We start from the raw sequence: 21133 nt of genomic DNA on the forward strand, positions 1-21133 counted from the left end.
GGCTCCGCTCGCTCGGGGGGATCCCTACTTGGAGACCAGATCGTTCGGCGCGGCGACGGGTCCGTCGATCGCGGACTCCTCACGCTGCTGGATCCGGCCCAGGGTCACGATGCAGATCGTGCCGACCGCCAGCGGGACCGCCATCAGGTAGAAGAGGTTGCCCGCGGTCCAGCCGCTCTCGAGCAGGAAGCCGGTGCCGATCGGGGAGACGATCGAGACCAGGCGGCCGACGCCGACCATCCAGCCGACACCGGTGCCGCGCAGCGAGGCGGGGTAGACCGTCGGGCCCACGGCGTAGAAGCCGGCGACCGAGCCGACCGCGACGATGCCGAGGAAGATGCCGAGGGTGATCGCGAGCCATCCGACTCCGAAGGCCGCGCCGTAGACGGCGTAACCGATCGCGCCGAGACCGAGGGTGGTCATGAGGATGTTGCGGGGGATCCATCGGAACGCGGCGGCCGCGAACAGGAGGCTGCCGATGATGCCGCCGAGGTTGAGGACGGTGCCGACGGTGGTGCCGCTCTGTACGTCGCCGGTCGATTCGGCGACCAGCTTGGGGATCCACGAGTTCGCGAAGTAGTAGGCGGCCATCAGGCAGGCGTAGGCGAGCCACAGGGCGAGGGTCTTGATGCCGGTGGTGCCGGTGAAGATGGCGCCGAGGCGGGCGTTGTGACGATCCGCGGGGGTCTGCTCGGGCAGTTCCTTCAGCGCCGGATGCCCCATCTTGCCGAGCATCGAATTGATGCGTTCGAGGGCGTTCTTCGGGCGGCGTGCGACCAGGAAGTCGATCGACTCGGGCAGTGCGGCCCACGCGAGGACGAGCAGCACCACGCTCAGCACGGTGCCGACGACGAACAGGTTCTTCCAGTCGGCGGGATCGAACAGGCCGGCCACGACACCGGCGAGAGCGGCACCGATGGGGAAGCCGGTGGCGTAGATGCCGACGACGGTGCCGCGACGCTTCTCCGAGGCGAACTCGGAGACGTACGCGTTGAGCTGGGACATGGCACCGATGCCGAGGCCGGTGAGCACACGGGCGACGATCATCGTGGCGACATTGGGGCTGATCACCGCGAGTACCATGCCCACCACGACCATGCTCATCGACACGATGGTCAGGGTGCGGCGCCCGTAGCGGTCACCGAACGGGCTGAACAGGATCGCGCCGGCGGCCATGCCGAAGAGGCTGCCGCTGAGAACGATCCCGAGGGTGCCGGAGCTGACGCCCCATTCGTCCGACATCGGCTTCGCGGCGAACGACATCACCGCGATCTCGAATCCGTCGAGAATGATCAATGCGAGTGCTATGGCGATCGCGCGGATCTGCAAGGGCGTCATCTTCGACGCCCTGATATCAGCCAACACATCCATCGTTAGATTCCTTCACTTTGGTCGCGCTCGAGGAGCGAAGCTCCGAGCTGAGACGACACCACGCCAGGTGGCGGCAGTCACATAGTGCAGTCGGGGTCCGCTGTGATCACAGTCACCGGTGCCACTGGGTGGCATCGTCGGCCGGTGTGCCGCAACGGGATCCCGACGGCTGCCGCAGGGCGATCTCGACGACCGCCGCCGACTGCTCGATTCGATGGATGTAATCGAGTATGTCTGCGCCCGAAGTGCTCTCGGGAAGCCTCGACAAGCGCAGAACCATGACGACATTACCCTCCGGGTCGTGGACGGGCACGGAGAGCTGGAGCGGCGTGTACGTCGCCACGGGATCGATCTCCGCCGGCTCGTGGTGGGCCGACATCCGCTGCAGGGCGTCGATGAGTCTCTGTTCGTGCTCCGGCGTACGGTCCGGCGTGCTGAAGGCGTCGACGAGTTCGTCGAGCGTGTGGGTGTCGACCTCGCCCGAGAGGGTCACCGACCATCCGCGTTCCTGCACGCGTCGCAGCTGGAGCTCCGCCGCCTCGCGGATCTCCGGCGACCGGCGCGGCACGCGGTCGAGCCAGTCCTCGCTCGACGGGGCGCCGCGGTGGCCGACCATGAGGGAACCGAGCGGCGGGACGAACGGCAGACGGGTGCCGGGCATCGTCGAGTGACTTGCACCGTCGGCGCTCGCCGTCGCCACGAAAGCGAATTCGTCACCGAGTGGGGCGAGCAGGCTGACCTCCACCCCGAGTTCGGTGGCGAGGAGCTCCATCTCCTGACGTCCGCACTCCGCCGTCCGGATGGCGGCGGCGAGGGAGCGGTAGTCCGAGGCCATCAACGATCCCGGTGTGAACCGACCGTAGCCCCGCTGGAAGAACAACAGCGGCAGGCAGTTCCGCTCGGTCGCCAGTTCCCGCACCGCGCCGAGGACGAAGTAGTGGTCACCGGCGTCGACCACGTCCGCCCACTCGCATTCGATCCACGCCGTCGTGCCCTCGAGAATCGGTGCACCGGTGGGGGACTCGCGCCAGTCGACGCCCTCGAACTTGTTCTCCCGCCGCATGAATGCCCCGCACACGTGTTCCTGGTCGGCGGCCATGATGTTGACGCAGAAGGTACGCGACTCGCGCAGTGCGGCGAAAGTGTACGACGACTTCATCGGCATAAACGACACCAACGGTGGGTCCATCGACACTGAGTTGAACGTCCCGACCACCATGCCGAGCGGCGTGCCGTCGGCTGCGCGTCCGGTGACGATGGCGACGCCGGTGGGGTAGCTGCCCAGGACGTGCCGCATGTGCTGGGGGTCGATGGGCGCGGCGACCGGAAGGTCGGCGAGCGTGGTTGCGTCAGACATCTGACGTAGTCCTTTCGGCGACCGGCGTCCTTTCGGGGACCGGCGTGGACGGAACGGGGACGATCTCGGCGGGATCGTCGAGACGGGACAGTCGCAGGTCGCGCGGTCCGAAACGCAGGACCACGGCCGCGACGACCAGCAGCAGCGCGGAGAGTCCGACGGTGGGCCGCAGGCCGATCAGGTCGGCGACCGCGCCCTGCAGAGCAGCACCGAGGGCCACCGAACCGGTGTAGACCATCACGCTGACCGACAGCACCCGTCCCCGGATGTGGTCGGCGACGAGCACCTGTACGGTGCTCTGCCCGATGGTGAGGGCGAGGAGGAAGAAGACGCCCACGCCGACGGTGGCGGCGGTGGCCGTGGCCGTCGTCGGGGCGATGGCGAAGAGCGCCAGCGTGATTCCGAAGCCGAGGAAGGCGACGAGGGCGACGGTCGACCGGCCGACGCGGCGCAGGGCACGTCCCAGCAGGGGGATGCCGGCCATGGTGCCGATGCCGAGCCCCAGGTTGAGGGCGGCCAGGCCCAGCTCACCGCTGTCGAAGACGTCCTCGGAGAACGTGATCACGTGCTGGAAGATCGGCATGCCCAGAGTGCCCGTTACCAGGACGACGGTCATCGCGGTGAGCACTCCCGGGGTGGATCGGGTGTAGCGCAGTCCCTCGACGAAGCGCCCGCTCTTCCTGTTGCCCCGAGCGGCGGGGGCGGGGGCGTTGACGGGTTTCGCGACGACCAGCGCCACGACGACGGAGAGCACCATGACGAAGGTGACCGCGAACGCGACCGCCGGTCCCCACCAGTACAGGACGACACCGGCCACAGCGGGCCCGAACGATCGCGCGAGGTTGAACTGGATCGTGTTCAGCGACGCGGCGGAGGCGAGCGAACCGCGCGGCGCATAGTCGTTGGTCAATGCCTGCCAGCTCGGCATCGACACGCCTTGCGCGATTCCGGTGAGCACGGCGAGGCCGAGCAGCAGCCACGGCGAGTGCCATTCGGCGAGCCAGCAGACGCAGATGGCCAGGGCCACGAGGGAACGCATCAGCTGCATCCACAACACGAGCAACCGCCGGTCGACCCGGTCGGCGAGCGCACCCGCGTAGGGCCCGAGCACCATGATCGGAACGAACTGCGCCGCGGTGGCGAGACCGACCCACGCGGCCGACCCCGTGATCTGGAAGAGCACGAAGGGAACGGCCAGCGACTGGAACCACCCGCCGGTGTTGGTGAGGAAGGCGCCGGTCAGGAAGACCACGAAGCCGCGGTGCCGCAGCGCTTCGAACATGGTGTGCTCGTCCTTTCCTCCGGTACGGGACCGGAATGACGAGGAGGCGCGACCGGGGTCCGGCCGCGCCTCCCGACCGTTGATCAGCTGTAGAGGCGTGCGGAGCGCTCGCGGGCGCCGGCGCGGTCCTCGTCGCTGAGCAGGAAGGCGGCCGCCGCCGGGTTGCCCATCTCGAGGTTCGCCGCGGTCGCGGCGGCGAAGTCGGTGTTCTGGGTGAAGTGCTGGCGGGCCACGATCAGGTCGCGGTAGATGCGCGAGAGCGGGTTGGCCTCGTGCACGACGCTGGCCGACATCGACGGCATCAGCTGCTGCGGGACGTTCAGCGCGGCCTCGGCGGTGCGCGCCATGTCGTAGATGCCGCGGGCGGCCTCGAGATCGCCGGGGATCTCGAAGTTCTCGGCCTGCTCGAAGCCCTTGCGCAGCCACCGCAGAGCGGTCTCCTGCTGGTCGGACAGGCGCACGCGCACGTCGTTCATGCGCAGCAGTTCCACGCGGTCCTCGCTGAGCTTCTGGTTGTCGAAGCGGCGGGTGAACTTCTTCAGCTGGGCGACGTACTCGTCGTAGAAGGCCCAGGCCGCACCGAGGGCGGGCGCACCGGCGACGAGGTTGTAGAGGTAGCCCTGCGGGATCCGGTAGAGCGGGTCGACGTTCTGCTTCAGGCCGGGACCTGCCTGGGCGAGCAGGATCTGGCGGTCGAGCACGCGGTGCGCCGGCACGAAGACGTTCTTCAGTGCGACCGAGCGCGAACCGGTGCCGCGCATGCCGAGCACGAACCAGTCGTCGATGATCTCGGCCTCGGACAGCGGCACGACGAAGTTGTGCATGATCGGCTTGCCGTCGACCTCGACCGACGCGCCGAGGATCACCCACTGGGCGTGCGTGATTCCCGAGGAGGACTTCCACGATCCGTCGAGGATGTAGCCGCCCTCGACCGGCGTCGCCTTGCCGTGCGGCGCGTAGGACGAGGAGAGCAGCGTGGTCGGATCGTCGAGGAACAGCTCGTCCTGGAGCTGTTCGGTCATGTGCGAGACCTCCCAGCTGTGGACACCGAGCAGCATGAGGACCCAGCCGGTCGAGGTGCAGGACTTCGACACCTCGATGACCGCCTCGACGAAGTCGGCCGGGTGGGCCTCCTCGCCGCCGTACCGCGCGGGCTGCAGCGCCCGGGTCAGGCCGCAGTCGATCATCGCCTGCACGGCCTCGGGGGCCACCGTGCGCTGCTGGTCGTTCTGGACGGCGTACTCGGCGACGATCGGGGCGATCTGCCGGGCGCGCTCGACGAGGGAGAGACCGGTGGCGGTGACGGGGGGTTCGGCGTAGGTGGTCATCGGGGTGCTCCTTGATGCGAGAGTGGGCGAAGAGGTATCGGGGTCAGCGTGCGGACAGGGCGTCGGCGGGCACGTCGACCAGCTCGGGGTGGGGGGCGCGGCGGGTCGAGATGCCGGCGGCCTGCGCGGTCTCCCAGGAGACCTTGCCGTCGCGGAAGAACTCCAGGAAGACCTGGTTGTGCAGCTCGGGGCGGTCGGTCTGGCCCTGGTGGCCGGTGTTCTCGGGGTAGAAGAACTGCACCTTCGGCAGTGCGTCCTCCTGCAGGTGGGCGGCCTCGACGGCGTAGAGCACGTCCTTGTCGCCGAACATCGCGATGCCCGGGATGGAGATCCGGTCGAGCCGGCCCGTGGTGGTGAGGCGGAGCAGCTCGTCGGGGTCGGTCGGGCGCAGGACCCGGCCCATGTTGGCGTCGTAGTACTCCTGGTTGCGGTTCGCGGCCGCGGTACGCATGGTGACCAGCTCGTCGGTGACGCCGGACGGGTCGACGACCATCGACTCGATCATCGCGCGCATCATCGTCTCGGAACCGTCGTAGGTGCCGCCGCTGCCGGGCAGCGGTCCGTTCTTCGCCCGGTTGTCCACCGCGCGCATCTCGTCGCGGGTGACCAGGTCGCCGATCATGCCGGCGATCACCGCGAAGCGCTCGACCCGCTCCGGGTGTGCGACAACGTAGTTGACGGTGTTCTGGCACCCCATCGAGTTGCCGCCGAGGCAGAAGGTGTCGAGTGCGACAGCGTTGACGAAGTCCTGCAGGAAGTCGACCTGCCCGCCCTGTCCGTACGCGTAGAAGCGTCCGGGATCCTCCGTCAGGCCGAAGCCGGGGAAGTCGGGGCAGTAGACGCGGAAGCCGTGGGCGCCGAGAAAGGGTGCCATGTAACGGAATCCGGCCGAACCGGAGCTACCGGGGATGCCACCGTGCAGCAGGACGACGGCGGGACCGCTCTCGCCCGAGGTCGAGTAGTGGGCCTTGACGCCCGTCTGCAGCCGGACGTAGCGGCTGAGCAGTCCCGGAACGTGAATCTCCTGGTCGTCGGTCAACGACACGGTGTCCTCCTCGATGTTGCGTGCATCACGTCGTGAGCAGCAGTGTGTGACGGGTTCTCGGATAGGGGCCATCGCGAGGTGCCACTGTTCGGCACCGGCGTCCGGTCCTCGCCGGACGGGCTCGACGGGGTCCGTCAGCCGACGCGCTGATGTCCCCAGAAGTGGGCGGCGTTCCACCGGCCGGGAACCCAGGTGTCCTCGTCGATCTCGAGTCCGCCGTAGCCGTACTCCATCTCCCAGCCGGACGGTGTCTTGACGTAGTACGAGATCATCTCGTCGTTGGTGTGCTTGCCGAGCGTGGCGCCCAGCGGCGCGGCTCCCTCGAGGATCCGGTCGTAGGCGCGTCCGACCGTGTCGAGGTTGTCGACCTGCACCATGAGGTGGCCGAGGCGCGGGCCGAAGCCGGGGCGGTGGGCGAAGGCCACCGAGTGGTGGCGGGGATTGCAGTGCAGGAAGGTGCCCGGGTCCGGGCCGATGTCGATGTAGTCGCTCAGGCCGAGGCCGAGGATGTCCATGTAGAGCTCGCGGAAGGGAGCCGACTCGCTGACCGCGAACATCACGTGGCCGATGCCCATGCCCTCGGTGACGAAGCGCGCGCCGGTCGGGGAGACGAACGGCGTCGACTCGCGGTGCTGGCCGTAGTAGACCTCGATGCCGTGGCCGTCCGGGTCGGTGAAGGCCAGGTAGTCGGTCACCTGGCGGTAGGCGGCCTCCTCGGGGCTCGCACGGTGGGTGGAGTAGCCGTGGTCGATCAGCGCCTTCTCGAGGGCTTCGATGTCCTCGGGTCCACGCACCTCCCAGCCGACGGCGTCGATGTGCTCGACCTCGCCGCGGTGCAGGTCGATGCGCCAGGCCCGCTCGTCGAGGCGGAGCTTGAGCCTGTCCTCGGTGTGCTCCACGATCTGCATTCCGTGGACGTCCGCAGCGAAGACCTTCCAGGCTTCGATGTCCCTCACGGTCGCGACCAGGTAACCGAATGCGCGGACCCGTCCCATCTTTCCTCCTGATTGCCTGCGTTCTGTGGACCGATTACCTGCCGCTCGGGGCGGGGTCGTGTCCGGCGATGGATGACAGAGTGGCCCCGGTCACGCCGCGGTGGCACGGATCGTGTGCCACGGCGTGAAACCGTCACGCGGTTCCGTCAGGTGGCACGGCCGGATTGCGCGGGCAGGCCGTGTGGTCTGCACCATGGTCGCCATGACCGCACTCTCGCCGGCCCCGGCACCGTGGGACGAAGCCCCCAAGCAGGTGGCACTGCACACGGTCGCGAACATGCTGTTCAACGCCGGACTGACCGGGCGCCCGGCCCGAGCCGCCGACGAACTGCTCGCGCCCTACGCCGAACAGGGTGCCGAGGACGTGGCCGTCACCAATTTCCGGCGTGGAACCGACGAAGGGTGCCGGGTCGCGGGCCGTGCAGTGACCGTGGTGGACAGCCCTACCGGTGAGGTGGCGGTCGGCGGCTACTACTTCGGCGGTGCGGTACATGCCACCGGCACCGGGATCCCCGACACGCTCCTGGTCCGTCCACGGGTCTCCGCGACGCTCGCGCTGCGCGTCGGGCGACCCCTCGACCGGCCGGACGTGACGGTCGCGGAGGTCCTCGGTGCCGTGGAAGGCGTGCACGCGGCGTTGGTCGTCGCCTGCCCTCGGGTCGGTGAGCCCGCAGGATCGACGGTCCTCGAGTGCATCGCGGACAACGCTCACGCCGGGCACGTCGTCGTCTCCGATACCTGGATCGCGCCGTCCGGTGCCGACCCGACCGGAATCCTCCTGGACGTCGAGGTGGGTGGTGCCACGGCTCTGCACCGGCCGCACCCGGCCGCCTCGCTGCACCTGGTCTCGGCGCTGCGCCGAGCGATCGCGCTGTTCGGGCCGGTGTCCGTCGGAGAGGTGCTCGTCCTCCCGTCGGCCGGTCCGGCACTCGAACTCGGTCCGGGAGCGACTGCGGTGCTGCGTTCACAGGTGTTCGGGACGGTGACGGTCGAGCGGGCGAAGGGGGAGTACGAGGACGGCTTCGAACCCCTGACCCACGCGCACGGCCGGTAGAGGTGACCTCCCCGTGGTGCCGGGGGATGTGGTTGACTTCGACACCTGGGGGTGACCGTCGTCATAGGTGAAAGGCAGTGAACCGTGAGTTCCGGAAACCCTCAGGAATCGGCCGTCAACGTCAAGCCGAGCATCGCCGTCGGCCGTGCGCTCTCACTGCTCGACGCCTTCCTCGACGCCGGGCACACCATGAGCCTGACCGAACTGGCCCAGCTCACCTCGCTGCCGAAATCGACGGCCTTCCGGATCCTCGGGCAGCTAACCGCGAGTGGCCACGTCATCCGCAACGGCAACCAGTACCGTCTCGGCATCAAGATGTTCGAGCTGGGCAACCACTTCGTCCACAGCCGCCCGACCGGGCTCAAGGAGGTCGCCGCACCTCTGCTCGGCGACCTGTTCCTGCACGTCGGGGCCACCGTGGGACTGTCCGTCCTCGAATCGTGGGACGTCATCCTCATCGACCAGATCACGAGTTCACGCAGCCGGATCGTCACGCCCGTCGTCGGAGGCCGGGCCCCGGCCCTGAGCACCGCGTCGGGCAAGGCCCTCGTCGCCTTCCTCGACACCGAGAACCGTGAGAGGGCGGTCGCCCACCACGTCCGGCAGGAGCCGTCCTCGAGCCGCACCGTCCGGCACGCGGGCCGGTTGCGTTCGCAGCTCGCCGAGGTGCGCGAGAACGGTCATTCGTGGGCGTGCGACGAATTCAGCATGGGGATGAGCGCGGTCGCCTCGCCGGTGCTCGTCAACGGCCGGCCGATCGCCGCGGTGAGCGTCTCCGCGGCGACGGGCCGGCTCGACAGGGCGAAGGCCGCAGCGGCGGTCCTGCGCACCTCCCGGCTGATCGCCACGCAGTTCATCCGGGCCCGCGAGCTCGCGCAGGACTACAGCACCTCGGAGCTGCAGTGGGACATCGAGGACGAGTTCGACCGGGTCTCCTGATCGCACTCTCCTGTCGGAGCGATGCGGCATAGTTCGGGGAAGAAGCCACGCAACGCTCTTCAACCGCACAACTTCGGGAGTCGCTGTGAAGAACCGAGCTCGATTCGTCGATGTCGAAGGCCGTCCCGCGATCCGCTTCGAGCGGGAGTACCCGTATCCGCAGGAACGATTGTGGAGCGCGGTGACCGACCCGGCCGAACTCTCCCGATGGTTCCCCGCCGCCGTCGACATCGAACTGCGCGAAGGCGGCACGATCACCTTCGCCGACGAGCCCGGCGCCGAGCCCACGAAGGGCACGATCCTGGCGTGCGAGTCACGCGGCAGCCTGTCCTACACGTGGGAGGGCGACGAACTGGGATTCACGCTGAACCCGACGCCGCAGGGCTGCCTGTTCGTCTTCGTCAACGTCCTCGGCGACCGGGAGACCGCCGCGATGGTCGCCGCGGGCTGGACGGTCTGCCTCGACGAGTTCGACGCCCTGCTGGCAGGCGAACCGCCGTCGCAGGAGGCCGACTCGGAGGCCTGGCGGCCGGTCTACGAGTCCTACATCGCAGAAGGGTTCCCGGCGGGTGCTCCCGTGCCGGGACAAGGAGGGGAGACCTCATGAGCGAGTCCGAGAAGGGCACCGGACCCAAGCTGTTGTCGGGTGGCAACCCGCAGATCCCGAAGGGGATGGGCAGGGAACCGGTCGAGGCCTACATCGCGGCGATGCCCGAGTGGAAGCACGACATCGGCCGACGCCTCGACGAGCTGATCCTCGAGGAAGTTCCCGACGTCCACAACGCCGTGAAGTGGAACCAGCCGCTCTACGGCACCGCCGACGACAGCTGGTTCCTCACGTTCCGCTGCTTCACGAACTACGTGCAGCTGAGTTTCTTCAGGGGGAGTTCGCTCGACCCGCTGCCGGAGAAGGGGTCCAAGCATCCCGAGATGCGCTATCACGACATCCGCCGGCTCGAGGACCTCGACGAGGAGAAGGTCCGGAAGTGGGTTCGGCAGGCCGCCGCGCTCCCGGGGGAGAAGATGTAGCACGCCGATGTTCGGGGGAGTGATCGGGCACACGATAGTTTGGAAGCATGACCACGCCTCTCCAGGACATCCCGATCAACACCCTCACGGGTGAACCCACGAATCTCGGCGCGTACGAGGGCCACGCGGTTCTCGTCGTGAACGTCGCGTCCAAGTGCGGCCTGACCCCGCAGTACACGGCGCTCGAGAAGCTCGCGCAGGAGTACCGCGACCGCGGACTGTTCGTCGTGGGCGTGCCGTGCAACCAGTTCATGGGTCAGGAACCCGGAACGCCGGAGGAGATCCAGGAGTTCTGCTCCACCACCTACGGCGTGACGTTCCCGCTGCTCGAGAAGATCGAGGTCAACGGCGAGAACCGGCATCCGCTCTACGCCGAGCTCACCAAGCACCCGGACGCCTCCGGCGAGGCCGGCGACATCCAGTGGAACTTCGAGAAGTTCCTCATCGCCCCCGACGGCACGGTCGCCGCGCGCTTCCGTCCCCGCACGGAACCGGATGCGCCCGAGATCCTCGACGCCCTCGAAGAGATCCTGCCGGCCTGACATGTTCGGCACAGAAGCGCGGGACGCGCTGTACGACATCATCCGCATGCGTCGCGACGTCCGTGCAGAATTCAACGGGGAACGGCTCGACGAGGACACGCTGATGCGCATCCTGCGGGCCGCCCACCACGCACCCAGTGTCGGCAACACCCAGCCCTGGGACTTCGTCGTCGTGCAGGACGAACAGCGACTGAAGGAGTTCGCCGAGCACGTCGCCGGTTGCCGACAGGCGTTCGCCGACTCGCTCCCCGAGGACCGGAAGAGCACCTTCGACCCCATCAAGATCGAAGGCATCGTCGAATCGGGGACCGGCGTCGTCGTCACCTACGACCCCGAACGCGGCGGCAAGCACATCCTCGGCCGCCACACCATCGACGAATCCGGCCTGTTCTCGGCCGTGCTGGCGATCCAGAACCTGTGGCTCGCCGCGACCGCCGAGGGACTCGGCGTGGGATGGGTGTCGTTCTACGAGGAGGACTTCCTCGCCGACTTCGTCGGAGTGAGCGCACCCGTGCGTCCCATCGCGTGGCTGTGCGTCGGCCCGGTCACGCGACTCCAGGAAATACCCGACCTCGAACGGTTCGGCTGGCGCAAGGGTCGTCCGCTCGAGGAGGCCGTGCACCGCGACAGGTTCGCGGCGCCGGGCGACCGGGAGGCCTGATCCGACGGGTGGCGGCCGGTTCGTGAGTGCACGAACCGGCCGCCACCTACTGTTCTCACAGGTCGGTCGCCACCTGCCGCTTCACAGGCCGGTTGCCACCTGCTGTTCTCACAGGTCGGTTGCCACCTTCCAGGCACTGTGGATGGCGCCCTCGATGTAGTCGACCCGACCCGCGTCCCCGACGACGCGGACGTCGATGCCCGAGCCGGCCAGCTCGTCGGCGAGCGGTGCCGCCGCCGACACCCCGGACGCGACGACGACCATCCGGGCGCGCACCGATTTCGTCTCCCCACCGACCGTGAACTCCACCGTCTTCCGCGTGATGCGCTGAACGGTCGCATTGCGGTGCACCTCGACGCCCACCTCGCGCGCGTGTTTGACGGCGGTCCACCGGCGCGGCATTGCCATCGGCACCCCGAGCTGCTGACCTTCGGCGAGCAGCGTCACCCGGCTGCCGCGTTCGGCCATGAACTCGGCCAGCTCCAGACCGACGAGCGACCCGCCGATCACGACGACGTCCTTCGCCATCGGCAGGAAACGCAGGAACCGCCGGCTCAGATCGCGGATCCTCCGAGGGCTGGTGGTGATACCGGCGAGCCTGCCTACCCGGCCCATCACCCGCAGCACCGGGGACTGATCGGAGACGTCGCCCGCACCCGTCATGAGCGCACGCATGCTGTCGCCGGTGTGCACGTGCGGAAGGTCCCCGCCCGGCACGGTGGGACGTTCCCGCACGGCGCCCGTCGCGACGACCACCACGTCCGGCTCCAGGGCGCGGATCGATGCGGCGGTGGCCTCGGTGCCGAGCCGCACGTCGATGCCGAGGCGGGTGACCTCGGCCGTCAGCCATTTCAGCAGCCGCTCGTTGTCGGGGGTGGTGAGGGTCGAGAACCACAGGGTCCCGCCTAGCCGGTCGGTCTTGTCCAGGACGGTGACGCGGTGCCCGCGCTCGGTGGCGACCCGCGCCGCCTCGAGACCGCCCGGACCGGCACCGACCACGACGATGTGCTTCGGCGCCGCAGTGCGGACGAACGGCACGAGTGTCTCGTTGCCCAGCGCCGGATTGACCGCGCAGATGGGCGTGGCGTCCCAGAAGTTCTCCTGCACGCACACGTAGCAGTTGATGCACGGGCGGATCTGTTCGCTGCGCCCCTGCTTCAGCTTGGCGACGAGCGCGGGATCGGCCAGCAACTGACGTCCCATCGCGACGAAGTCAGTGACGCCCTCGGCGATCATCCGCTCGCCGACCTCCGGCAGCATGCGGCCGACGGTGATGACGGGGATCGACACCGCACGCTTGATGACCGCGGCCTCGGAAGTGTAGAAGCCGACCTTGTCCGGCAGCGGGCCGTCGGTGAAGTTCGCGAACGCGTTCAGTGCGGTGCCCGTGACGTGGAGAGCGTCGGCGCCGGCCTGCTCGAACAGCACTGCGGCAGCGGCGGATTCCTCGACGGTCAGGCCGTCCGTCTCACCGTATTCCTGCCCTGCCAGGCGCACGATGACGGCGAGGCGGTCGCCGACCTCGGCCTTGACCGCGCGGATCACCTCGCAGGTCAGCCGGGCCCGGTTCTCCAGCGACCCGCCGTATTCGTCGGTGCGCTGGTTCGTGTAGCGGCTGAGGAAGGCGCCGAGCACGTAGTTGTGGGCGGCGTGGATCTCGACGGCGTCCGCTCCGGCGGCAGCGACCCGGCCCGCTGCCTCGGCGAACATGCGGATCAGCCACTGGATATCGGTTTCGGTGGCTTCGTTGTAGGTGGCCTGCTTGCCGCCCTGGATCGCAGCCATGCGCTGCAGCTCCTCGGGGGTGCAGTCCGCCATCGCGCTCATGTCGCTCGGCGGCTTCGGGATGCTCGGTACCAGTTGCGGACGGCCCTGCAGGGTGTCGATGCGAGCGACCTTGCCGTGATGCACCATCTGCACGCACAGCTTGCTGCCGGCCTCGTGGACGGCGTCGGCCAGCGCACGGAGACCGGGGATGAACCGGTCCTCGGACAGGCCGGGTTCCTTAGTGCTGGCGCATCCCGCCGGATAGGCGACCGCGCAGCATCCGGTGACGATCAGCCCGGTGCCTCCGGCCGCGCGGGCGACGAAATGGTCGATGTCGCCCTGTTCGATCTCCCCGTCCTCGCAGAGGTTCATGTCCATGGCGGGCATCACCACTCGGTTGTCCAGGGTGATCGGCCCGATGGTGCCGGGGGAGAGAAGGCGCGTATAGGTCTGGTTCGGGACTGCCACGCCCGGACGGTATGCCCGGCTCGATGTGGCCGTCGACACTGTCCCGATGAACGGGATGCGGATTGCCGGCCCGAGTCTTCATCCGGACTTCCCGGCAGGGCAGGACGCCGTTCACCCGGGTGCAGCAGGCTCGGGGTCATGAGCGGACGGATGATCGTGTCGGTGTCGGGGATCCGGGACGTCACGCGCGACCTCGTGGACGCCTTTGCCCGTGAGACGGATGCGCGCGGAGTGCCGTTGTCATTGTTCGTCGCACCCCGCCTCGAGGACCACTACCGCCTCGCGCGGGATCCGGCGACGCAGGAATGGCTGCTCGAGCGACGCGAGGGCGGCGACGCGATCGTGCTACACGGTTACGACCAGGCGGCGACGAAGCGACGTCGCGCCGAGTTCGCGACGCTGCCCGAGCACGAAGCACGGTTGCGCCTGCTCGCCGCCGACCGCGTGCTCGAGGAGACCGGACTCCGCACCCGGCTGTTCGCACCACCGCGATGGCGCGCGTCGCCGGGCGCAGTGGCAGCACTTCCGCAGGTCGGTTTCCGGATGATGGCGGACAACGCCGGCATCCACGACCTGGTAACGGGCACCGTGACGAAGGCGCGGGTGTACGGCCTCGGCGACGGTGCGGGGTCGGACGTGTGGCGATGCCGCGCGATGGTGATGGGCGCGTCGCGGACGGTGCGGCGCGGAGAATTGCTGCGTCTGGCGATCGCCGCTCCCCGGCTCGCCGAGTCCGGACCCCGCCAGGCGATCCTCGACGCTGTCGACCTCGCGCTGCACCACGGTGCCGAGCCGACCGTCCACGCCTGGCGGCCGCGCCCGTCGAACAGTCGCGTGGCGTGATCCCGCCGGGCCCGCCGGTGCTCCCGGTCGCCGCATCCGCTCGGTAATGTTGGCGGCCATGGACGCTGACGTGATCGTGGTGGGGGCGGGACTCGCGGGGCTCGTGGCGGTCGGTGAACTGATCGACGCCGGCCGCAAGGTTCTGCTGGTCGATCAGGAGAACTCGAACAACATTGGTGGGCAGGCCTTCTGGTCGTTCGGTGGGTTGTTCTTCGTCGACAGTCCCGAACAGCGACGACTCGGGATCAAGGATTCCTACGAACTCGCCCTGCAGGACTGGATGGGCACCGCCGGCTTCGACCGCGAGATCGAGGACCGCTGGCCGCGGCGCTGGGCCCAGGCCTACGTCGAGTTCGCCGCGGGGGAGAAGCACGCCTGGCTCAAGCAGCGCGGGCTGAAGATCTTCCCGATGGTCAACTGGGCCGAACGCGGCGGATACGACGCTGCAGGGCACGGCAACTCGGTCCCGCGATTCCACATCACCTGGGGCACCGGTCCGGGCCTCGTCGAGATCTTCGAGCGCAAGCTCCGCGAAGGCGTCGAACGCGGACTCGTCACGCTGAAGCACCGCCACCGGGTCGACGAACTCGTCGTCACCGACGGCGCCGCCACCGGTGTGCGCGGGGCGATTCTCGAACCCACCGACGCGGCGCGCGGCGTGGCGTCCTCCCGCACCGTCGTCGGGGACTTCGAGTTCTCCGCCGGAGCCGTCATCGTCACCTCCGGCGGTATCGGCGGCAACTACGACCTCGTGAAGAAGAACTGGCCGAAGCGGATGGGGGAGCCGCCGAAGCACATGCTCAGTGGTGTGCCCGCGCACGTCGACGGCCGGATGCTCGAGATCACCGAGAAGGCCGGCGGGAACATCGTCAACCGCGACCGCATGTGGCACTACACCGAGGGCATCACCAACTACGACCCGGTGTGGCCCGAGCACGGCATCCGTATCCTGCCCGGCCCGTCGTCGCTGTGGCTCGACGCCACCGGTAAGCGGTTGCCGGTGCCGTTGTTCCCCGGCTTCGACACGCTCGGCACCCTCGAGTACATCGTGAGCACGGGCTACGACCACACCTGGTTCGTGCTCGACCAGAAGATCATCGAGAAGGAGTTCGGGCTCTCCGGTTCCGAGCAGAACCCCGACCTCACCGGGCGCAGCCTCCGCCTGCTGCTGCAGCGGGTCAAGTCGGGTGCACCCGGACCGGTCGAGGCATTCAAGGAGCGCGGGGTCGACTTCGTCGTCCGCGACACGCTCGCCGATCTCGTCGCGGGCATGAACGAACTCACCCCCGAGGCGCCGCTCGACTACGAGCAGGTGCGTTCGGTGGTCGAGGCCCGCGACCGCGAGATGGACAACAAGTACACCAAGGACCTGCAGGTCGCGGCGGTTCGCTCGGCGCGCGCCTACGCACCCGATCGCGTCGTCCGCATCGCCGCGCCGCACCGGATCCTCGACCCCAAGGCCGGCCCGCTCATCGCGGTCAAGCTGCACCTGCTCACCCGTAAGACGCTCGGCGGACTCGAGACCGACCTGTCCTCGCGCGTGCTGCGGTCGGACGGGTCGGTCTTCGACGGCCTGTTCGCGGCCGGTGAGGTCGCCGGATTCGGTGGCGGCGGCGTCCACGGCTACCGGTCGCTCGAGGGCACCTTCCTCGGCGGGTGCATCTTCTCGGGCCGGGCGGCGGGTCGCGCCGCCGCCCGCTGAACCATCTCCGCAGCGTCAGACCTCGACGCCGTCCTCGTGCGGCAGCACGCGGAACTCGGTGCCCTCCGGCGCCATCTCGCTGTACCGGCCGTAGAAGATGCCGCGACCGTTGTCGTTGACGATGCCCTGGTGGATCGGCACGGCGACCCGCGGGTTCACCGCGCGCAGGTAGTCGATCGCCTCCCAGATCTTGAGCCACGGCGCGGTCGACGGCAGGGCCAGCACGTCGACGCGCTCGTGCGGGATGTACAGCGAGTCGCCGGGGTGCAGCAGCCGCGACGGATTCTCGTCGTCGCCGACGAGGAAGGCCGTGTTGTCGATGACGGGCATGTCGGGGTGGATCACCGCGTGCCGTCCGCCGGTGCCGCGCACGGTCAGCGAACCGACCGAGAACGAGTCGCCGGGACGCACCGCGGTCCAGTCGCCGTCGAGCAGGTTCGCCGACTGCGGGTCGGAGAACAGCTGCGCTCCGGGATTGGCCTCGAGGAGCGCGGGCAGCCGGGTGGTGTCGGCGTGGTCGGGATGCTGATGGGTCACGAGGATCGCGTCGAGTCCGGTGATGCCCTCGAACCCGTGGGAGAAATTTCCGGGGTCGAAAAGGAGCTTCGCGCCGAGGTGTTCGACGAGGATGCAGGAATGGCCGAAATGGGTCAGTTGCATGCCGTCGAGTATGCCGTCGGAAGGAGCCCGATGACCGACTACGGACAGGAACTCCGCTTCGGCAGCTTCCTCACGCCCTCCGCTGTCGATCCGGCAGGCGTCGTCGACCTCGCCACGGTGTCGGAGCGTGCCGGACTCGACCTGGTGACGATCCAGGACCACCCCTATCAGCCGCGATTCCTCGACACCTGGACGTTGCTCGGGTGGATCGCCGCGCGCACCACGACCGTGACGGTCGCGCCCAACGTGGCGAACCTGCCCCTGCGCGGGCCGGTGATCCTCGCGCGGAGCGCGGCCTCGCTGGACCGGCTCAGTGGGGGTCGCGTCGAACTGGGTCTCGGGTCGGGTGCCTTCTGGGACGCCGTCGCCGCGAACGGCGGACCGCGCCGCAGCCCCGGTGAAGCGGTCGACGCACTGATCGAGGCGATCGAGGTGATCCGCGCCCTGTGGTCGGACGAGAAGGGCGCGGCCCGGGTCGACGGCACGTACTACCGGCTGACCGGCGCGAAGCGGGGGCCGTTCCCCGCGCACGATCTCGGTATCTGGCTCGGCGCCTACGGCAGGCGGATGCTCGACGTCACCGGCCGCTCCGCCGACGGATGGCTGCCGAGTTCGTTCGCCGCCGGGCCCGAGAAGCTGGGGGAGATGAGCGCCCGCGTCGACGAGGGCGCGCACCGTGCCGGGCGTGATCCCGCCGCGATCCGCCGGCTCTACAACATCTCCGGCACCTTCGCGGACACCGCGGACGGGTCGTTCCTGCACGGACCGCCCGAGGTGTGGGCCGAACAGCTCGCCGAACTGACCCTGCGGCACGGGACCAGCACCTTCGTTCTCGGCAGCGACGAGCAGCCCGACCTCGAACGTTTCGCCGGCGAGGTCGCGCCCCGCGTGCGCGAACTGGTTGCTGCGGAGCGGCGTTGAACGGGCGTGACAGGTCTCGCACGAGAGGGACCTCGGCCGATGCCCGTCCCGGTGGCCACGGCCGGTAAACTGCTGGATGTCCGGTGTCCGTCCCCGGGCGCCAGCACTACTACCGAGGAGCAGCACGTGGCGCGTGTCGTCGTCGAAGTCATGCCCAAAGCCGAGATTCTCGACCCCCAGGGTCAGGCCATCACCGGGGCGCTGTCGCGGCTGGGCTTCGCGGGCGTGACCGACGTCCGTCAGGGCAAGCGTTTCGAGCTCGAGGTCGACGGCAGCGTCGGCGACGAGGAGCTCGAGAAGATCGCCGAGTCGTTGCTCGCCAACACGGTGATCGAGGACTGGGCCATCCGGCGGATCGACGGTGACGCATGAGCGCACGCATCGGAGTCATCACCTTCCCGGGCACGCTCGACGATGTCGACGCCTCCCGCGCGGTGAAGCTTGCCGGTGGTGAGGCCGTGAGCCTGTGGCACGGGGACGCCGACCTCAAGAACGTCGACGCGGTGATCGTGCCCGGCGGCTTCTCCTACGGCGACTACCTGCGCTGCGGTGCCATCGCCCGGTTCTCGCCGGTGATGGGCAAGGTCGTCGAGGCCGCTCAGAAGGGCATGCCCGTCCTCGGTATCTGCAACGGCTTCCAGGTGCTGTGCGAGGCGGGTCTGCTGCCCGGCGCGCTCACCCGCAACGCCGGTCTGCACTTCGTCTGCCGCGACGAGTGGCTGAAGGTCGAGTCGAACACCACCGCGTGGACCTCGCGCTACGAGGCCGGCGCCGAGATCCTCATCCCGCTCAAGTCGGGTGAGGGCCGCTACCAGGCATCGGAGAAGGTGCTCGACGAACTCGAGGGTGAGGGTCGCGTGGTGTTCCGCTTCGCGGGCGACAACCCGAACGGTTCGCAGCGCGGCATCGCCGGCATCTCCTCGGCGAACGGCCGGGTCGTCGGTCTCATGCCGCACCCGGAGCACGCCACCGAGGCGCTCACCGGCCCCAGCGACGACGGACTCGGCATGTTCTACAGCGTGCTGGACGCGGTCGTCAACGCGTGACCGTCTGACCGGAACTTCCGGCGAAGCCCCATCGACTCTCCCGTGTCGGTGGGGCTTCGCTCGTTCCGGGTTCGATGGATCCCGAACTCGAAGTCCCGGAACAGGAGAGACGGAACGAGGGACCCCGCCACCGTCCCGATCGGCTGCGGAATCCCTCGTCCCTACAACCCGGAGCTCGACCCCCCGATCAAGTCCCGGGCGCGATGTCGTCGTCATCCCCCATGCGCGACATCGCGGATCAGTCTGCCGGAGCCGAGTGGGCCTGTCCTGAGTAGGACTACCCAAATCGGGCCCCTCCATCGATGGGGCGTTGCGTGTCGGTCCCCGGCGGTACCGTCGCGTCATGACAGCGACCATCGCGATGATCACCTTCGACACCACCGATCCGGCTCCGCTCGCGACGTGGTGGGCCGAGCGTACGGGCGGCCGCATCGAGCAGGAGAACGACGGCTGGTTCGTCATCGTCGCCCTGCCCCAGGGCATCCGGCTCGGTTTCCAGAAGGTGTCCGATCCGACACCCGGCAAGAACCGCGTGCACCTCGATCTCACCGCTCCCGATCTCGACGCCGAGGTCGAGCGCTTCGTGCAGGCCGGCGCGAAGGAGGTCCACCGCGAGAACATGGGCGACGACTTCCGCTGGGTGACGCTCGCCGACCCCCAGGGCAACCTGTTCTGCGTCGCCGAGGGCCACTGAGCTCGGCGCGGAGAGAGCGGGGCGACTCTTTCGGTCAGCACTCCCACTGTCCGTGATGCGAAGATGCAGTCATGTCTTCCACGCGTGCCGATGCTCGGGGTCTCTGTAATTTCGTCGACCTGTCGCCGTCGCCGTTCCACGTCTGCGCCACCGTCGCCGCGGCGCTGACCGAAGCGGGCTTCGCCGAACTGCACGAGCAGCAGGCCTGGCCCTCCGAACCGGGACGCTTCTTCCTGGTGCGCGGCGGGTCGCTGATCGCGTGGAGCACCGAGGGTGTCGCCGACGATCCGGCCGCGCCCTTCCGCATCGTCGGTGGGCACACCGACAGCCCCAACCTGCGGGTCAAGCAGCATCCCGACCTCACGTCGGCGGGCTGGCGGATGGTGGGGCTCGAACCGTACGGCGGTGCGTGGCTCAACTCGTGGCTCGACCGCGACCTCGGGATCTCCGGGCGCTTCACCGTGCGCGCGGGGGAGACGACCGAGGACGTCCTCGTCCGCGTCGACGCGCCGGTCCTGCGGGTCCCGCAGCTCGCCATCCACCTGTCCGAGGACCGCAAGGGCGTCCAGCTCGACCCGCAGCGCCACGTGAACGGCGTCTGGGGGGTCGGCACCGAACCGCGCTCGTTCATCGCGTGGGTCGCCGAGCAGCACGGTATCGACCCGGGCGCGGTGCTCGGCTGGGAGCTGATGACCCACGACCTTGCGCCGAGCGCGGTCGTCGGGCCGGGCCGCGACCTGGTCAGCGCTCCGCGTCTCGACAACCAGGGCACCTGCTACGCCGGACTGCACGCCCTGCTCGACGCCGCGGAGCACGTCGCAGCTCACGGTGGCCCGATGCCGCTCCTCGCCCTGTTCGACCACGAGGAGGTCGGCAGCATGTCCGACCGCGGCGCCTTCTCGGAACTGCTCAACACCGTCCTCGAACGGATCGTCCTGATCCGGGGCGGCGGTCGCGAGGAGTTCCTCCGCGCTCGCGCCGGCTCGATCGTCGCGTCGGGCGACATGGCGCATGCCACGCACCCCAACTATCCCGAGCGGCACGAACCCGCGCACCGCATCGCGGTGAACGGCGGACCGGTCCTGAAGGTGAACCAGAACCTGCGGTACGCGAGCGACGCGACCGGAGCCGGAGCCTTCGCGCTGGCGTGCGAGCAGGCGGGAGTTCCGTTGCAGCGGTACGTGCACCGCGCCGACCTGCCGTGCGGCTCGACGATCGGCCCGATGACCGCGTCGAGGACCGGCATCACGACCGTCGACGTCGGCGCCCCACAACTCGCCATGCACTCGGCGCGCGAGTTCATGGGCGCGGACGACGTGACGAGCTATGCGCAGGCCCTGACCGCTTTCCTGACCCCGGCATCGTGACCGCGTTCGCCCGCCCCGAAGCACCCGCCGGTGACACACTGAAGACGGTCGTGTCCGGTCGG

The 21133-nt window shown here is 68.9% G+C and carries 21 protein-coding genes; 13 read left to right on the forward strand and 8 right to left on the reverse strand.

The features are described 5' to 3' along the window. Window positions 1-24 precede the first annotated feature (24 nt). The 6 genes from U9J23_RS03580 to U9J23_RS03605 form a co-directional block, all read right to left on the reverse strand. Complete coding sequence (locus tag U9J23_RS03580) at window positions 25-1371, reverse strand: MFS transporter (RefSeq protein ID WP_272266948.1); 1347 nt, start codon at window positions 1369-1371, stop codon at window positions 25-27. 112 nt (window positions 1372-1483) lie between these two features. Further along, on the reverse strand, window positions 1484-2728 hold the full coding sequence (locus tag U9J23_RS03585) for a flavin reductase family protein (RefSeq protein WP_326601432.1): 1245 nt from the start codon (window positions 2726-2728) through the stop codon (window positions 1484-1486). Beyond that, entirely contained in the window at window positions 2721-4010 is a 1290-nt protein-coding gene (locus U9J23_RS03590; protein WP_272266945.1) for an MFS transporter, read from the reverse strand. Before U9J23_RS03590 ends, U9J23_RS03585 begins: the two co-directional genes overlap by 8 nt. 83 nt (window positions 4011-4093) lie before the next feature. Continuing rightward, the gene (locus U9J23_RS03595; protein ID WP_272266943.1) at window positions 4094-5338 is read right to left on the reverse strand and encodes an acyl-CoA dehydrogenase family protein; all 1245 of its coding nucleotides are present in this window, start codon (window positions 5336-5338) and stop codon (window positions 4094-4096) included. Between the two features lie 43 nt (window positions 5339-5381). Continuing rightward, window positions 5382-6383: an alpha/beta fold hydrolase gene (locus U9J23_RS03600; protein WP_272266941.1), complete on the reverse strand. Its 1002-nt coding sequence runs from the start codon at window positions 6381-6383 to the stop codon at window positions 5382-5384. A gap of 134 nt (window positions 6384-6517) precedes the next feature. Continuing rightward, window positions 6518-7378, reverse strand: coding sequence for a VOC family protein (locus U9J23_RS03605; protein WP_272266939.1), 861 nt, complete (start codon window positions 7376-7378; stop codon window positions 6518-6520). A 202-nt stretch (window positions 7379-7580) separates the two neighbouring features. Between U9J23_RS03605 and U9J23_RS03610 the strand changes: the two genes are divergently transcribed. The 6 genes from U9J23_RS03610 (at window position 7581) to bluB (ending at window position 11603) form a co-directional block, all read left to right on the forward strand. Continuing rightward, window positions 7581-8432 carry a hypothetical protein gene (locus U9J23_RS03610; protein ID WP_147414376.1) on the forward strand — a complete coding sequence of 284 codons (852 nt, stop codon included), beginning with the start codon at window positions 7581-7583 and terminating at the stop codon, window positions 8430-8432. An 84-nt stretch (window positions 8433-8516) separates the two neighbouring features. Beyond that, on the forward strand, window positions 8517-9371 hold the full coding sequence (locus tag U9J23_RS03615; protein WP_272266936.1) for an IclR family transcriptional regulator: 855 nt from the start codon (window positions 8517-8519) through the stop codon (window positions 9369-9371). Between the two features lie 85 nt (window positions 9372-9456). Further along, on the forward strand, window positions 9457-9978 hold the full coding sequence (locus U9J23_RS03620) for an SRPBCC family protein (RefSeq protein WP_106200617.1): 522 nt from the start codon (window positions 9457-9459) through the stop codon (window positions 9976-9978). Next, window positions 9975-10400 (forward strand): DUF1801 domain-containing protein, encoded by a 426-nt coding sequence (locus tag U9J23_RS03625; protein WP_106200616.1) that lies wholly within the window; start codon window positions 9975-9977, stop codon window positions 10398-10400. The genes U9J23_RS03620 and U9J23_RS03625 overlap by 4 nt, the downstream gene beginning before the upstream one ends. A 47-nt stretch (window positions 10401-10447) precedes the next feature. Further along, window positions 10448-10942, forward strand: coding sequence for a glutathione peroxidase (locus tag U9J23_RS03630; protein ID WP_106200615.1), 495 nt, complete (start codon window positions 10448-10450; stop codon window positions 10940-10942). Between the two features lies 1 nt (window position 10943). Next, window positions 10944-11603, forward strand: coding sequence for a 5,6-dimethylbenzimidazole synthase (bluB, locus tag U9J23_RS03635; RefSeq protein ID WP_085469192.1), 660 nt, complete (start codon window positions 10944-10946; stop codon window positions 11601-11603). Window positions 11604-11711: 108 nt separating this feature from the next. Here the strand turns inward: bluB and U9J23_RS03640 are convergent, their stop codons facing one another. After that, window positions 11712-13838, reverse strand: a complete 2127-nt coding sequence (locus U9J23_RS03640; RefSeq protein ID WP_326601442.1) for an NAD(P)/FAD-dependent oxidoreductase — start codon at window positions 13836-13838, stop codon at window positions 11712-11714. A 138-nt stretch (window positions 13839-13976) separates the two neighbouring features. On the opposite strand from U9J23_RS03640, the gene U9J23_RS03645 reads away from it, so the two are divergent. Together U9J23_RS03645 and U9J23_RS03650 are read left to right on the forward strand one after the other, a co-directional pair. After that, on the forward strand, window positions 13977-14681 hold the full coding sequence (locus tag U9J23_RS03645; protein WP_272266934.1) for a DUF2334 domain-containing protein: 705 nt from the start codon (window positions 13977-13979) through the stop codon (window positions 14679-14681). Between the two features lie 58 nt (window positions 14682-14739). Then, entirely contained in the window at window positions 14740-16383 is a 1644-nt protein-coding gene (locus U9J23_RS03650; protein WP_272266932.1) for an FAD-binding dehydrogenase, read from the forward strand. Between the two features lie 15 nt (window positions 16384-16398). Here U9J23_RS03650 and U9J23_RS03655 read toward each other — a convergent pair whose 3' ends face one another. Next, window positions 16399-17043, reverse strand: a complete 645-nt coding sequence (locus U9J23_RS03655; protein ID WP_006551826.1) for an MBL fold metallo-hydrolase — start codon at window positions 17041-17043, stop codon at window positions 16399-16401. A 30-nt stretch (window positions 17044-17073) separates the two neighbouring features. Between U9J23_RS03655 and U9J23_RS03660 the strand changes: the two genes are divergently transcribed. From U9J23_RS03660 to U9J23_RS03680, 5 genes are all read left to right on the forward strand, one after another. Next, window positions 17074-17964, forward strand: a complete 891-nt coding sequence (locus U9J23_RS03660; RefSeq protein WP_085469196.1) for an LLM class flavin-dependent oxidoreductase — start codon at window positions 17074-17076, stop codon at window positions 17962-17964. Window positions 17965-18090: 126 nt separating this feature from the next. Then, a complete protein-coding gene (gene purS, locus U9J23_RS03665) occupies window positions 18091-18336 on the forward strand; it encodes a phosphoribosylformylglycinamidine synthase subunit PurS (RefSeq protein ID WP_006551824.1) in 246 nt (81 codons plus the stop codon). Further along, a complete protein-coding gene (gene purQ / locus U9J23_RS03670) occupies window positions 18333-19010 on the forward strand; it encodes a phosphoribosylformylglycinamidine synthase subunit PurQ (protein ID WP_059384275.1) in 678 nt (225 codons plus the stop codon). Before purS ends, purQ begins: the two co-directional genes overlap by 4 nt. 343 nt (window positions 19011-19353) lie before the next feature. Beyond that, a complete protein-coding gene (locus tag U9J23_RS03675; RefSeq protein ID WP_059384290.1) occupies window positions 19354-19704 on the forward strand; it encodes a VOC family protein in 351 nt (116 codons plus the stop codon). Between the two features lie 71 nt (window positions 19705-19775). Further along, window positions 19776-21071: a M18 family aminopeptidase gene (locus U9J23_RS03680; RefSeq protein ID WP_272266928.1), complete on the forward strand. Its 1296-nt coding sequence runs from the start codon at window positions 19776-19778 to the stop codon at window positions 21069-21071. Window positions 21072-21133: the final 62 nt, after the last annotated feature.

Source organism: Rhodococcus sp. PD04 (assembly GCF_035918275.1).
GTDB classification, from domain to species: Bacteria; Actinomycetota; Actinomycetes; order Mycobacteriales; family Mycobacteriaceae; genus Rhodococcus; species Rhodococcus rhodochrous.